Origin of the sequence: Sphingobacterium sp. WM, assembly GCF_029542465.1 — a bacterium.
Lineage (GTDB): Bacteria > Bacteroidota > Bacteroidia > Sphingobacteriales > Sphingobacteriaceae > Sphingobacterium > Sphingobacterium cellulitidis.
In genome coordinates this window covers 681,826-695,783 of record NZ_CP120709.1, presented here as the reverse complement: position 1 = coordinate 695,783, position 13,958 = coordinate 681,826, and the positions used below count along the sequence as shown (strand labels likewise).

The 13,958-nt window shown below is 39.3% G+C and carries 13 protein-coding genes and 5 tRNA genes; 1 reads left to right on the top strand and 17 read right to left on the bottom strand.

All coding sequences use genetic code 11. The features are described 5' to 3' along the window. Position 1: 1 nt before the first annotated feature. The 13 genes from rplA to PZ892_RS02970 form a co-directional block, all read right to left on the bottom strand. Positions 2-700 carry a 50S ribosomal protein L1 gene (gene rplA, locus PZ892_RS03030; RefSeq protein WP_094255404.1) on the bottom strand — a complete coding sequence of 233 codons (699 nt, stop codon included), beginning with the start codon at positions 698-700 and terminating at the stop codon, positions 2-4. Positions 701-722: 22 nt separating this feature from the next. After that, on the bottom strand, positions 723-1,166 hold the full coding sequence (gene rplK / locus PZ892_RS03025) for a 50S ribosomal protein L11 (RefSeq protein WP_094255405.1): 444 nt from the start codon (positions 1,164-1,166) through the stop codon (positions 723-725). 153 nt (positions 1,167-1,319) lie between these two features. Beyond that, the gene (locus PZ892_RS03020) at positions 1,320-2,543 is read right to left on the bottom strand and encodes a VCBS repeat-containing protein (RefSeq protein WP_182498095.1); all 1,224 of its coding nucleotides are present in this window, start codon (positions 2,541-2,543) and stop codon (positions 1,320-1,322) included. A 75-nt stretch (positions 2,544-2,618) separates the two neighbouring features. Further along, entirely contained in the window at positions 2,619-3,644 is a 1,026-nt protein-coding gene (locus PZ892_RS03015; protein ID WP_182498094.1) for a glycosyl hydrolase family 18 protein, read from the bottom strand. Positions 3,645-3,651: 7 nt separating this feature from the next. Then, complete coding sequence (locus PZ892_RS03010; protein WP_229678225.1) at positions 3,652-4,875, bottom strand: DUF5009 domain-containing protein; 1,224 nt, start codon at positions 4,873-4,875, stop codon at positions 3,652-3,654. Between the two features lie 191 nt (positions 4,876-5,066). After that, positions 5,067-5,612: a transcription termination/antitermination protein NusG gene (gene nusG, locus PZ892_RS03005; RefSeq protein WP_277712066.1), complete on the bottom strand. Its 546-nt coding sequence runs from the start codon at positions 5,610-5,612 to the stop codon at positions 5,067-5,069. A gap of 21 nt (positions 5,613-5,633) precedes the next feature. Continuing rightward, positions 5,634-5,828: a preprotein translocase subunit SecE gene (secE, locus tag PZ892_RS03000; RefSeq protein WP_094255409.1), complete on the bottom strand. Its 195-nt coding sequence runs from the start codon at positions 5,826-5,828 to the stop codon at positions 5,634-5,636. 24 nt (positions 5,829-5,852) lie between these two features. Beyond that, positions 5,853-5,923 (bottom strand) — tRNA-Trp (locus PZ892_RS02995). Between the two features lie 311 nt (positions 5,924-6,234). Further along, positions 6,235-7,422, bottom strand: a complete 1,188-nt coding sequence (tuf, locus tag PZ892_RS02990) for an elongation factor Tu (RefSeq protein ID WP_094255410.1) — start codon at positions 7,420-7,422, stop codon at positions 6,235-6,237. A 72-nt stretch (positions 7,423-7,494) separates the two neighbouring features. After that, a tRNA-Thr gene (locus PZ892_RS02985) sits at positions 7,495-7,566 on the bottom strand. Positions 7,567-7,657: 91 nt separating this feature from the next. Beyond that, a tRNA-Gly gene (locus PZ892_RS02980) sits at positions 7,658-7,730 on the bottom strand. A 49-nt stretch (positions 7,731-7,779) separates the two neighbouring features. Further along, positions 7,780-7,863: transfer RNA gene (locus PZ892_RS02975), tRNA-Tyr, on the bottom strand. Between the two features lie 24 nt (positions 7,864-7,887). Next, a tRNA-Thr gene (locus tag PZ892_RS02970) sits at positions 7,888-7,960 on the bottom strand. Between the two features lie 305 nt (positions 7,961-8,265). On the opposite strand from PZ892_RS02970, the gene PZ892_RS02965 reads away from it, so the two are divergent. Then, the gene (locus tag PZ892_RS02965) at positions 8,266-9,417 is read left to right on the top strand and encodes a BamA/TamA family outer membrane protein (RefSeq protein ID WP_182498093.1); all 1,152 of its coding nucleotides are present in this window, start codon (positions 8,266-8,268) and stop codon (positions 9,415-9,417) included. Positions 9,418-9,423: 6 nt separating this feature from the next. On the opposite strand, the gene PZ892_RS02960 is transcribed toward PZ892_RS02965, so the two are convergent. Genes PZ892_RS02960 through PZ892_RS02945 form a run of 4 tightly spaced genes read right to left on the bottom strand, consistent with a single transcriptional unit; the run spans position 9,424 to position 13,911 of the window. Next, entirely contained in the window at positions 9,424-9,885 is a 462-nt protein-coding gene (locus tag PZ892_RS02960; protein WP_182498092.1) for a hypothetical protein, read from the bottom strand. Positions 9,886-9,909: 24 nt separating this feature from the next. Further along, a complete protein-coding gene (locus PZ892_RS02955) occupies positions 9,910-11,229 on the bottom strand; it encodes a HAMP domain-containing sensor histidine kinase (protein ID WP_182498091.1) in 1,320 nt (439 codons plus the stop codon). A 3-nt stretch (positions 11,230-11,232) separates the two neighbouring features. Further along, positions 11,233-12,588 (bottom strand): sigma-54 dependent transcriptional regulator, encoded by a 1,356-nt coding sequence (locus tag PZ892_RS02950; protein ID WP_094255414.1) that lies wholly within the window; start codon positions 12,586-12,588, stop codon positions 11,233-11,235. Between the two features lie 15 nt (positions 12,589-12,603). Continuing rightward, positions 12,604-13,911: a TolC family protein gene (locus tag PZ892_RS02945; protein ID WP_182498090.1), complete on the bottom strand. Its 1,308-nt coding sequence runs from the start codon at positions 13,909-13,911 to the stop codon at positions 12,604-12,606. Positions 13,912-13,958: the final 47 nt, after the last annotated feature.

Here is a 13,958-nt window from a genome sequence, read left to right as displayed (position 1 = left end):
ATTAAATTCCTGCTACTGATTTAGTTTCAATATGAATACTAGGACTCATAGTTGAAGAAATGTGAATACTCTTGAAGTACGTTCCTTTTGCTGCAGATGGTTTCAAACGTGAAATTGTTTGTAACACTTCTAATGCGTTATCATAGATTTTATCTGCGTCGAAAGACACTTTACCAACTGAAGTGTGGATGATACCTGTTTTGTCAACTTTGAAGTCGATCTTACCAGCTTTTACCTCAGTAACAGCTTTCCCTACTTCCGTAGTTACTGTTCCTGTTTTAGGGTTAGGCATTAAGTTTCTTGGACCTAAAATACGACCCAATTTACCTACTTTCGCCATAACACTAGGCATTGTGATGATAATGTCAACGTCAGTCCAACCACCTTCGATTTTGCTGATATAGTCATCAAGACCTACGTAGTCTGCTCCTGCCGCCTTAGCTTCTTCCTCCTTGTCAGGAGTACACAAAACTAATACACGTACCGTCTTACCAGTACCGTGTGGCAATGTTGCAATACCACGAACCATTTGATTTGCTTTACGAGGATCTACGCCCAAACGAACGTCGATATCCACAGAAGCATCAAATTTGGTGTTGGTGATCTCTTTAACTAAAGCTGACGCTTCCTTTAAAGAGTATGCCTTACCAGCTTCAATTTTGGATAGTGCCGCTTTTTGATTTTTTGTTAATCTAGCCACTGTCTTAAACTGATTTCGTTAATTAATTTTTCCAAGGAGCATCACCAGATACAGTGATACCCATACTACGCGCTGTACCAGCAACCATTCTCATAGCTGATTCTACAGTAAATGCATTCAAATCTGGCATCTTATCTTCCGCAATCGTTTTTACTTGATCCCATGTAATGGAAGCAACTTTCTTACGGTTAGGCTCTCCCGATCCGCTCTTAAGCTTAGCCGCATCTTTTAATTGAACAGCTACCGGTGGAGTTTTAATGATAAAATCAAAAGATTTGTCGGCATATACAGTGATCACAACAGGTAATACTTGACCTGGTTTGTCTTGCGTACGAGCGTTAAATTGCTTACAGAAATCCATAATGTTCACACCTTTAGCACCTAATGCAGGTCCTACCGGTGGAGATGGATTCGCAGCTCCGCCCTTCACTTGTAATTTTACTAACGCACTGACTTCTTTTGCCATTTTTTCTGTGATTTAATTTGTTAAATGTTTGTTAGTAAGTTGGAAGCAATAACGTAACATTTAATTTTCGATAGCCACAAAACATAGTTTTGCAACCAAACGAGGTGCAAAGATAACTAAATATCTGATAATAAAAAAGTATTTTTTATTTTTTTATTTACCTAGTAATAAGCGAACTTGGTCCCCCCAAGCACCTATCATTAAGTCCGGAATCTTATCCCCATTCACATCCCCTACATCAATCCCCCAAGACCGCTCTACCGTAACCTTCGGAATAACCTCCTCCGTCGCAAAACTGAACTTCCCAGAACCATCATTCCGCAAGGCCTGAACCTGCATCGCCTCAAATGGCGGAATCTTTAATGCACTTAATATTATATCCATATCCCCGTCCCGATCAAAATCAATCACATTACACGCGTAAGTCGAAAATGAATAGGCCGGAATCCGGGAGTCCGTCTCGTCTACAAATTTCCCATCCCCTTTGTTAATAAATAATCTCCCGGTTGGATTCCGCTCCTTCTGTCCACCATTACTCGTCAGGTTCGCAAAAAAGATATCCTCTTTGCCATCTCCATCCGCATCGAATACAATCACCTCCCGACTATGCAAGGGCTCCGAAGTCTGTAATGCACCTTCCTTCTCCGTAAAATTTCCCTTCCCATCATTGAAGTATAAGCGACTTGGCGGTGTTTCGGTTCCTAAGACCATATCCAGATCACCATCCCCATCGGCATCAAATAATTTCACCGACTGCACTTCATCATGATTGTCCGGAACACTACCCGCTGGCGAATTCTTTAGATATCCAGGTTTATCCGGATCATTCAACCAAACAAAGGTGCGAGCTCCTTCTCCTGTATTCCCAATGACAATGTCAGGAAGACCATCCCCATTCACATCACCTATATCTAAACCATTCCCTTCGCTCTTTCCGAGTAAGCGGTCCGATACATTTCGAAATGTACCATCTCCATTGCCCAAGTAATATTCATGGGTCTTATTATCTTCAGCAACAAATACCACATCCACAAAGCCGTCATTATCCATGTCTGCAACCCGAACATGTTCGGTATCATTGTTTTCATTGGCAAAAACATCCTTCTTCCAGCTGTAATTCCCATTCCCATCATTGATATATAATCTGTTGGGCTGATTTTCTAAAGCAAGGACAATATCCAGGGAACCATCCCCATTGACATCAACCAATGCCACATCCAAGGCATGTGTTTTTGGATCTAGGGGCAAACTACTCTCTGTAATATCTGAAAAATAAGCTGTCTCATTATCTTGAGCAAATCCGATATGACCGATGTTCAGGAGACAAAATATCCCTACATAGCCCAAATAATTGGGTTTTATTCTTGTAAGTTCCATAAGCTTGAATTTTTAGTTTAAACAGAAAAGGAATTCACTATTCCCTAAATATCAACAATTTAAATGACATTTTGTTTATTCTTTCTGTTTCAACCCTTCATATAAGGCTTTGCTCAAGGTCAGGTTCGCATCATCGCCTTTAAATTCCCAATACATCGCACCCAATATTCCCTGGGATTTGATATATGCCGCTTTTTCACGAATGGATTTCTCATTTTCAAAAGTCAACACCAGAGTTCCTGTGCTATCCACCAAATAGGGAACCTTGGATAGATCATCCCATTTCTCCTCAAATTGGGTGAGCTTAGGCACATCCTTGAACAATACGAAATCACTAACTTGCTTCTTATCTCCTCTTCCATAAAATGGAATTCCCATCACCAACTTTTTCTTTGGTACTCCTGCATCCATATGTGCTTGCAATGCCCCCACAAGGGTAATCCTTCCTGCCAAATCAGAATCATAAAGACTATTATGTTGCAATGGAGGTTTCGAAACATCATACATCATGATATTCACAAAATCTATATCCTTATCGATCGCCTTAAAGTCAATAAACCTTCCATCTGCAATGGTAGCAAGGGTCAGTAGTTTCTTTTTCCCTATCGCCTTCCGAATGTCATTCATCAGCAAGGTAAAGTTCTTGGTATCATCTGGAGAAGATGAAATTCCAGCTTCATTGCTGGTTGGGTATTCCCAATCTATATCAATCCCATCCAGATTAAACTCCTTCACAATTTTTTGGCAATCACGCGCAAAACCTAATCGATTAGTGGCATCTGCTGCCATTTCGCTAAATCTACCCGAAGTCCATCCTCCAATGGATAAAAGTATTTTCAAATCTGGACTTTGTTTCTTTAATGCAACTACTTCTTTCAAACGCTCAGGGTTATCCACAATTACTCCATCAAAAGTTTTGTTAACATGTCCAAAAGCATAATTGATATGACTAATCAGGCTCGGATCCGGAAGGGGTCCTTTCCCTGAAGTGACATAGGCAATAATAACAGGTTTCTTATTTTTTGCAAACAGGCTAAATGGAACTGCAAGCAATAAAATCAAACCCAGGAACAAAAGCTGATTAATGTGATTTCTTTTCATATTATTATTAGAGTTTAAGTTTAATACCCATACGGTTCAAAAGGATTCCAAACCAGAGCATAAGATATGCCCAGACCAAAGAACCTAGTACCGCCAACCACATATGGTCCATCTGTTTATAGAAAAACAATGGAATTCCCAAGCCCCAAACCACAAAATAGATGAGATCAGGTGCCAAGTAGGTGGTCAATGAATTCTGTCCTGCAGATTCAAAAAGCTTGCTGAATTTTGTATTCCCTCGTACATCAATCAGATAATATATCAGGACAAATAGTATAATACTGATTCCATTGCACAAGAGCCCCCAAGAAGGGGTAGCTAGAATTTTGGAAACTATAAACCACTGATGGAAGATCAATCCCAATATCAAACTGACCAATCCATATAAGGTTAAGTAAATAGCCAATTTCCTCCAATCCGCTGAATACTTTTTAACAATGAGGGTTGCTGCCAATCCTGAAAGCACAATCATCGGTACATTACCATGCAGCACCACATCAAAGAATTCTTGGAAAGAAATAATATTTGGGATCCATCCATTCAGGGAGGAAACATTCAGCAATAAAAAGAATATAATGGCCAAAAAGGCTGCCCATAATTTGTCCTTTAGGAGGAGGTAAACTGATCCGGCAACCAAATACCCCCAACCAATTTGTCCTAAGATTCCCCACCAGCTTTTTTCAAACCAACCCACTGATTCTGCTGTGCCGGATCGAAACAAATAGGCCAAAATGACCAAACCAATGATTCCAATCCACTTGAAGCTGATAAATAAATTGCGATGTTTATCCTTAGGATAATTATTCCAGATGAGAAATATACAGACATAGACCAAGCCCAACCAAAGTAATTTATTCATACCTGTCAACTCAGGATTTAAACTGGAAGAATTCACTACCAGAAGCCCGATAATGATCAAACTTATGGACCTACTGATGATATGAAACCAGATTTGCCAGGTTGGCTCGCCTATTTTGCGTCTCGCAGCTACCGCATATGGAATTGCCATTCCAACCATAAACAGGAATCCCGGAAACACCCAATCCGCCAACCCCATTCCATCCACTTGTGCTTCGGTATGCAACATCCACTTTGGAACACCAGGCATATAGAGGTCATTGACGAACAACATCAGAAACAAGGTCAAGCCTCGCATGATATCAATTGCGCGAACACGAATTTTCTTTGGAGCCGTTAAATTAGGCAAGTTGGTTTCAGGATGTAACATCATTAATTCAGGTGATTCAATTGCTAAATATACAAATTATCAGCATAGAATGAGAGCCTTTGGGAGGCCCTGAATGTTCCCCAGGACAATAGGGTTAAAAATTTATGAAAAGCAAAAAGCCTTATCCAGATGGATAAGGCTTTTGTTTACTTTATTTATATTGTCAGTCTTAAATACTAACTCCTAAATATCTATTACTCTTTTTCAACTTGCATGTAGTTCAATTCAAGAGGAGTTTTACGACCGAATACTTTCACCATTACGGTTAATTTTTTCTTGTCTACATGAACCTCTTCAATTTCACCTGTAAATCCGTTGAAAGGACCGTCATTTACTTTAACGGTTTCACCTACGTAATAAGGTACGCTGATGGATTCACCTTGTTCTGCCATTTCATCAACCTTACCTAAGATACGGTTAACTTCAGCTGGACGTAAAGGGATTGCATTACCTGCTTTATCACCTAAAAATCCGATAACGCTATTTACGTTTTTGATTGCGTGTTCGATCTCACCGTCTAATGCCGCTTCGATCAAAACATATCCAGGGTAGTAGTTACGTTCTTTGGCAACTTTCTTGCCATCGCGCATTTGGTAGTATTTCTCCATCGGGATTAACACTTGTGTTACCAAATGTTGAATGCCTAAGCGGTTAATTTCAGCTTCCAGGTATTGTTTTACCTTTTTCTCTTTTCCGCTCACAGCACGCACAACGTACCACTTTAAACTTTGATCTGCCATAATACTGTTTGGATTAGAAAATTAAGACGCTGTATTGTACAGCAGTTCCATTACATTGCTTGATGCTTTATCCATTATGAAAATTACCAATGCAATAATAACAGATGCAACAAGTACAATAACCGCATGACTTTGCAGTTGAGCCCAAGTAGGCCAAGTCACTTTCTCGGTAACCTCTGTATAAGAGTCCTTAATAAAATCAAGTACTTTTGCCATTTTTTAAGTTTCTATTTTTATTAGCACGGGCACCAGGATTCGAACCCAGATCAAAGGTTTTGGAGACCTCTATTCTACCATTGAACTATGCCCGTGTAGATTTTTTTGATGTTGCAAATATAGGCTTTAGACCCCATTGCAGCAAATATTATTTCAATTTATTTCCGATTTTCGAAAGATTTTTTTATGGTAAAATCCTTGCTGTGATTCTACCAATTCGATTCCCTGAGCATCAGGAAACAGAAAGATTTAAACCTCAGAAAATCAGAAAATTATTCATGCTACCAATTCCGCATGAATAGATTTGCAGGCTATATAACCGAACAAAAAACTGATAATCTTTGAAAAAATAAGCTAATTAGCATGAGCTAATTAGCTTATTTCTTATGTAGATAATCTCTAAAGATTATTTTACGATTTCAGTTACCTGACCAGCACCTACTGTACGACCACCCTCACGGATAGCGAAACGTAGACCTTTTTCCATTGCGATAGCGTTGATCAATTTAACACTGATAGTTACGTTATCACCTGGCATAACCATTTCAGTACCTTCTTCTAGAGTGATTTCTCCAGTTACGTCAGTTGTACGGAAATAGAACTGAGGACGGTATTTGTTAAAGAACGGAGTGTGACGACCACCTTCTGCTTTTGACAATACGTAAACCTCTGCTTTGAAGTCTGTGTGAGGAGTTACTGAACCTGGTTTACAGATAACCATACCACGACGGATATCAGTTTTCTCAATACCACGTAACAATAAACCTACGTTATCACCTGCTTCACCGTAATCTAAGATCTTACGGAACATCTCAACACCTGTTACTGTAGATTTCAAGTTCTCAGCACCCATACCTAAGATCTCAACTGGATCACCAGAGTTGATTACACCTCTTTCGATACGACCTGTAGCAACTGTACCACGACCAGTGATTGAGAATACGTCCTCGATAGGCATCAAGAAAGGAAGATCTGTCAAACGTGGAGGAATTGGAATGTAGTTATCTACCGCGTCCATTAATTCCATGATTGAATCAACCCACTGAGTCTCACCGTTCAAAGCTCCTAATGCAGAACCTTTGATTACAGGAACGTCATCACCTGGGAATTCGTAGAATGATAATAATTCACGAACTTCCATTTCAACTAAGTCTAATAACTCAGAGTCATCAACTAAGTCTACTTTGTTCAAGAAAACTACTAACGCAGGAACACCTACCTGACGAGCTAATAGGATGTGCTCGCGAGTTTGAGGCATAGGACCATCTGTAGCAGCAACTACGATGATAGCTCCATCCATCTGTGCAGCACCAGTTACCATGTTCTTAACGTAATCGGCGTGACCTGGACAGTCAACGTGTGCATAGTGACGGTTAGCTGTTTGGTATTCTACGTGTGAAGTGTTAATTGTGATACCACGCTCTTTCTCTTCAGGAGCAGAGTCAATTGAATCAAATGAACGAGCCTCTGAAAAACCTTTATCAGCTAAAACTTTAGTGATAGCAGCTGTTGTAGTTGTTTTACCGTGGTCAACGTGACCGATAGTACCAATGTTTAAGTGCGGTTTACTACGGTCAAATTTCTCTTTTGCCATGTTTATGCGAATTAGTAATTATAAAATATTTCTTTTAATTAATCTTACAAAGTTACAAAACTTATGTATTCGAGCCAAAGATGGGATTTGAACCCACGACCTCTTCCTTACCAAGGAAGTGCTCTACCCCTGAGCTACTTCGGCTTACAAAAAGCTTATTTACAGATATAAGCCTCTACCCTTTTTAAAAATAAATGTTTAAGAAGACAGAGACTTAGATTTGTTTTATAAATTGAGCGGAAGACGAGGTTCGAACTCGCGACCTATAGCTTGGAAGGCTATCGCTCTACCAACTGAGCTACTTCCGCTTAAGAGTTTGTCACTCAGGAACCCCGTAAGGATAAGGACAAACTTTTTTGGTGGAGGGAGAAGGATTCGAACCTTCGAAGCCGAAGCAACGGATTTACAGTCCGTCCCATTTGACCGCTCTGGAACCCCTCCAGACCTACAACTTGCGTTGTTTTGAGCCTCCTATCGGAATCGAACCAATGACCTACTGATTACAAGTCAGTTGCTCTACCAGCTGAGCTAAGGAGGCATATTTAATTTAATAAAACTTTCTGTTTTAAAGAACGTCTATCCTTGGATAGCGAGTGCAAAAATCTAATATTAATCTGATATTCGCAAGTTTTATTTTTATTTTTTTTTCTACTTAAAGAACAACATCATTTCAGTACCTATTCTCCCGATTTGATGTTGCAAAGATAGCTAACCGCTGAACATATCAAAAATATTTGGTCATTTTTTTTGCTCCTGAAAACCATATCATTGATATGCAAGTAAATAATTTTCATATCCCATTCAATTCAATACCCTATATTTGTCCCTTTAACTGCATTTGATTTGAAAAAATATACTATACTCTGCGCCATTTTAACTTCCATTACCTGCTTTCCTTCCCAAAGTAATGCCCAAGAAAAGAATGGCATCGTCCAAAAATTCATCCAAAAGTTCGTCTCCTCCAAGAAAGATTCTTCCCGTTCCGGAAGTTTCGTCGTACTCCCAGCAATCGGATATGCCCAGGAAACAGGTTTCGAATATGGTATCGCAGGGACCTATAACTTCTATATTGATAAAGAAAATCTTGATAGCAGAACCTCCAATGTAACACTCATTGGAACACTTACCACCAAAAAACAAAAAAATATCAAGTTAACTTCCGACATCTGGACCAAAAACAATGATTACCATATCCTCAGTGAAATGCGATTCAGAGATTGGCCATTTAACTTCTACGGAATTGGAAATGACACCTGGAAATCCGATGAAGATTACCTCGATCAAAAACTTTACCGCATCAAATTAGATGGTGAAAAAAGATTCGCCCCTAACTTTTATGCCGGATTGAACTTGAATTACGAGAATTTTCAATTTAATGACATGGAAGCCGGTGGCGTCTTTGAATCCCCGGAAGTCTATGGTAAAGAAGGTGGACAATATTTAGCTATCGGGGTTTCTGCCTTATATGACACCCGAAATAATACCACTTACACTACCAAAGGGTTTTACTCCCGCGCAAAATATAGCGTAGCTCCTAATTTATTTGGAAAAGACAACTTTATAGGGAATCAGGTAGAATTAGATCTTCGCGGCTTTTACCCGATTACAAAACAATTGACAGTTGCAGCTCAGGGTTTATACCGGGGTACCTATGGAAAGAATGTTCCGTTTTATGTTATGCGCGATTTGGGCGGTGATATGACCATGCGTGGCTACTACCTTGGTCGATATAAGGATAAAAATTACCTGACTGCTCAAGCAGAATTAAGATATAGATTCCACCCAAGAATTGGGATCAATGGATTTCTGGGAACAGGGAGTACCTTCTCCAAACAACATGATATGCGTTTGGTTCCATCATTTGGTGCTGGGCTCAGATATTTCTTCAGCTTGGAACATAATAGTAGTATCCGCTTTGATTACGCCTATGGCGAGCAAAGACCCGGCGAAAAAAGACAATCTGGTTTCTACCTCAGTATAAGTGAAGCTTTTTAATTTTTCCTAATTCAGGTACCTCAATAAAAAGTCTTCTTTACGTTGGGCTTCTCTTTTCAATAAGATTCCAAAATGAAATAAATTGATGGAAACTGTAACCTCCTCATTGGAGATTAGGGTTTTCCATTTCTTGATTTGCTTATATGGCTCATGGATAATCAGAATCTTTCCAGAATCAATAAGGGATATTAACTCCTCCTGATCTTGGATATTTTTCACCCAATAGGCTTCGGAATCGTTTTCCTTTAAATCATCAGTCAACTTTTCAATTTCCCAGAAACTCAGGATATTCTTTAGTTTGGAATAATACTTAACCTTAAATCCCTCTGGGAATTCTACGAAATTTTTGCTTTTAAAGGTAGGATTATAGATCACTTTTTCAGCCAACGCATACACAAATGGAGAATGTGTGCCATGACGACTATTGGAAATCAAAAAATGATAGATATAATTGAAAAGATACCGCATTGCGGCACAAAAATACAAATTGCTTTAGAATTGTAGGGTAAAAGTACTTCCTTCACCCTCCTTACTGTCCACGGAAATGTTTCCACCATGCATCAACATGATTTGTTTACTCAAGGTCAGACCCACTCCTGTACCGGTTTTCTTGGTGGTAAAGAATGGCGTAAAGATCTGCTCCTGAATCTCTGGAGACATACCCCCACCATTGTCCTGAATCTTCAATTGGATGATATCCCGCGTCTCAATAGCAGACAAACTAATATAGGGCTCTTCAACTTCCTTGACCGCTTCAATTGCATTCAACAACAGGTTTATGATAACCTGCTCCAATAAGTTCAAATCCGCTCTCAGAATCATCCGCGTATTCTTAATGATAATATCAACATCAATATTCTTCTGGATCAAGGTTGGCTCCAATAATTGATAGATATTCTCGAAAAGCTGAATCACTAAAATCTCTGAAAATTGTGGTTGATCGACTTTATTGATCAAACGATAACTCTTGGCAAACTGCAATAAGCCTTCACTCCTACGTTTGATGGTGAAAATACCTAGTTTGAGATCATCAATTTCTTGTTCACCTTCCCAATGTTCCAAACGATCATGTAAGGTTTCAGCCAATGAGCTAATGGGCCCAATAGAGTTCATGATTTCATGGGTCAGAACCCGAAGTAGTTTATGCCATGCCCTGGTTTCAGTTTCGTCAATGGCCTCATTGATATTTTGATAAACAATAATTCTGAAGGATCCATCCTGGGTTTCAAAGCCAGAACTTTGCATGAGCAACTTAATCTTTCCCTTGCTGGAATGGGCAGTTTCCATTTGATGTTTCCCAACTTTCAACTGCATGGTTTTTTGATAGAGCTCAGGATGACGCTTTTCCATGCCGGAGATATTTCCCAAGTGCGGTACCTGAAAAAGATCCTTAAAGGCATCATTTAACCAAATTACCTTGCCTGAATCCGCATCATAAAAGATGATGGCAGTATCCAACATATTGATCACTTTATTCAGATACTGGTGCTGTAGCGCTTGATCTATACTGATATTCTTATAAACATCGTTGATCTGATTAAAAGCCGAATACAGCTTTCCTTCAGCAGTTTTTTCACTTTTGACAACAAATCTTCTAGTAAAATCACGGTATTTGACGGCTTCTGAAAACTCGACCATCTGCTTCAAGAGGAAGCGATGTCTTGAAAACATGCGGAAAGAAATGATGAGGAGAAAGAAAAAGCCAAGACCTGCATAAAGATAGAATCCTTTAAAAATTAAAAATGCGATCCCTATAGCCAAGACTATAAGCAACAGCATCTTAAAAAAATCTGTTATGGCAAGCCTGTTCATTGATTACAGGTTATATTTTTCCAACCTACGGTAAAGTGCTGCACGAGTAAGCCCCAATTCCTTGGCTGCTTTACTGATATTCCCATTAAACCGATCTATTGCAGACTTGATGGCCTTACGTTCCATCTCTTCCAGGTTATGCGAGGAGAAGTCATTTAGGATGGGCTTTTCTTCAATCTGTTGCTCAATCGGAGAAAATAAGATATCCTCTGCACGAATACTCGCCTGATCAGACATAATTACAGCTCTCTCAATGCTATATTGTAGTTCCCTGACATTGCCCGGAAAATGGTAAGCTTTTAATTTGGTTAAGGCATCGGATTCAAATCCACTTACATTTTTATGGTATTTCCCATTATAGAATTTTAGGAAATGCTCTGCCAATAGCGGGATATCGCCTACCCTTTCTCGCAATGGCGGTACCTGAATCTCTAAGGTATTGATTCTGTAGATTAAATCTTTTCTAAATCGATTTTCATCAGCAAGCACCTTCAAAGGCACATTCGTTGCGGAAATCAATCGGATATCAACTGGTATAGGCTGACTTGATCCCAATGGAACTACTGCTCTATTTTGTAGAACACTCAACAATTTCGCTTGCTGTTGCAAACTGATATTTCCAATTTCATCCAAAAACAAAGTTCCGGCATCAGCATGCTCAAAACGCCCTTTTCGATCCTCACGTGCATCGGTAAATGCACCTTTCTTATATCCAAAAAGCTCACTTTCAAACAAGGTTTCAGTCAATGATCCCACATCCACCTTAACAAAAGCCTCTTTCGCCCGTAATGAACGTTGATGAATAGCATTGGCAATCAAATCTTTCCCGGTACCATTTTCACCTAAGATCAGAATATTCGCCTCTGTCGGTGAAACCTTATCCAGCTTGTATTGTAAATCCTCCATGATAGCAGAATTTCCAATAATACCATGCTGGTCTCGAGGATTAATGACAACCTTATCCTTTTGGCTAGGTCTACTCTCTTCGTAAATGGTATTTAGGGTATTTAATAATTGTTCGTTTTGCCATGGCTTAACGATAAAATCAGAAGCGCCTTGTTTTAGGGATTTAACAGCCAAATCCACTGCCCCATAAGCTGTAATCATGACAACATTAACCTTCGGAAAATGGGTCTTGATTTTCGACAACCAAAACAAACCCTCGTTCCCAGTATTAATCGCACTCTTATAGTTCATGTCGAGCATAACGATATCCACTGGATTCTTTTCCAGGATATTCATTAACCGCTCTGGATTATGTTCTACTAATACTTCTTTAACGTTTGGTCTTAATAGGATTCGTGTGGCAGTTAATAAATCTTGGTCGTCATCGACAACTAAAATGGTCGCTTTCTTCATCGCAAGCTAAGTTAACTATAAATTTAATGAACCTGCATAATAATCATTCACATATTTTTGCATCAACCATTCGTACTGTTTGATAATTAATTGACTGCGGGTGGCATCTAATTTATTCTTAGCAGTTAAATAAATTACGGAGTTGCTATTGCCGGCTTCAAAATGAACCGTTGCGATTCTAAAGGATTCAGCGTAACTAAGTTCCTGATCGCGCAAATTCAACACATTCTTTTGGGTTGTGTTCAAATTAAATACCGCTTGTGCCGTCTGCATCCTTAGCTCATTTCTCAAAATATCTCGGTTCAGGTTAGCATCACTTAAAGATACTTGTGCTAATCTAACCTGGGTTCTATTCTTGAATTGATTGAATATTGGAATGGATAAAGACAATCCAACGCCTTTGCTTAAGTTATTCTTAATCTGATTGAAAACGGCCCCACCTTCACGACTATAATTGGAACTCATTCCACCACTTAAGGATAAGCTAGGCCAGTAATTAGACTTGGCAACCTTAATTCCTTCTTCCATTTCCTTGATTCGCCAATCCATAGCTTTGTATTGAGGCAAGGCATTTAAGGATTGTTGAAATAACTCTTCCGAACTTTTCACCTGTATTTCGGCAGGGATATCTATGGATTCTAATTCCGTAAGGCTATTGACATCAATATTCATTAAGCCAGCAAGCGTTACCCGAGCATCATTTAAGGTTTGCTTTGTTAATTCTACTGTATTCAAGTCGCTACTGTATTGTCCTTTGATATCGTAAAGATCCCCAGGATTGGTAGCACCTTCCTTATTCAGGATTTCATTTCGGTGGAGTTGCTCTTTGGTAACTGCTAATTGACCTTCGGTTTGCACCAGCATATCCTGAGCCGTCAATACTTTTACATAAGCTTCAATTACATCCAGCTTCAAATCATTTACAAATCCTTCATACTCCAATTTTCCAGCATCCAAGGCATTGGAACGCATCCGAATATTATGAATAATCGCAAATCCGTTAAAAATCGGGACGTTTAAGCTCAGGGACTGTCTCCCTGAGCTATTGTTTTTATCTATGTATTGATTGGTAGTCGGGTCAATAGTCCTTCCTTGGGATATATCATGGCCAACATTGGCATTCAAGGAAGGCAAGCGATCATATTTCGCTTGTTTATGTTGTAAATCAGCACGATCCACAACAAGTTCATTTCTTTTCAGGCTTGGGTTATTTTGAATTGCTTGCTGAATGCAATCGGCCAAGGACAGGGAGCCACCCTGTCCTTTTGCCGTGCTAACTAAACAACAAACAAATATGATTACGTAATAGTAATTTCTTTTCATCTAAATTTCATTTCCCACTCCATTCCATAGGCTGTGCCAAATAATTA

Bases quoted from the DNA above. Each gene is read 5' to 3' on its own strand.
- rplK (WP_094255405.1), bottom strand. From the start codon at position 1,166: ATGGCAAAAGAAGTCAGTGCGTTAGTAAAATTACAAGTGAAGGGCGGA.
- PZ892_RS03020 (WP_182498095.1), bottom strand. From the start codon at position 2,543: ATGGAACTTACAAGAATAAAACCCAATTATTTGGGCTATGTAGGGATA.
- PZ892_RS03015 (WP_182498094.1), bottom strand. From the start codon at position 3,644: ATGAAAAGAAATCACATTAATCAGCTTTTGTTCCTGGGTTTGATTTTA.
- PZ892_RS03010 (WP_229678225.1), bottom strand. From the start codon at position 4,875: ATGATGTTACATCCTGAAACCAACTTGCCTAATTTAACGGCTCCAAAG.
- nusG (WP_277712066.1), bottom strand. From the start codon at position 5,612: ATGGCAGATCAAAGTTTAAAGTGGTACGTTGTGCGTGCTGTGAGCGGA.
- secE (WP_094255409.1), bottom strand. From the start codon at position 5,828: ATGGCAAAAGTACTTGATTTTATTAAGGACTCTTATACAGAGGTTACC.
- tuf (WP_094255410.1), bottom strand. From the start codon at position 7,422: ATGGCAAAAGAGAAATTTGACCGTAGTAAACCGCACTTAAACATTGGT.
- PZ892_RS02960 (WP_182498092.1), bottom strand. From the start codon at position 9,885: ATGCGGTATCTTTTCAATTATATCTATCATTTTTTGATTTCCAATAGT.
- PZ892_RS02955 (WP_182498091.1), bottom strand. From the start codon at position 11,229: ATGAACAGGCTTGCCATAACAGATTTTTTTAAGATGCTGTTGCTTATA.
- PZ892_RS02950 (WP_094255414.1), bottom strand. From the start codon at position 12,588: ATGAAGAAAGCGACCATTTTAGTTGTCGATGACGACCAAGATTTATTA.
- PZ892_RS02945 (WP_182498090.1), bottom strand. From the start codon at position 13,911: ATGAAAAGAAATTACTATTACGTAATCATATTTGTTTGTTGTTTAGTT.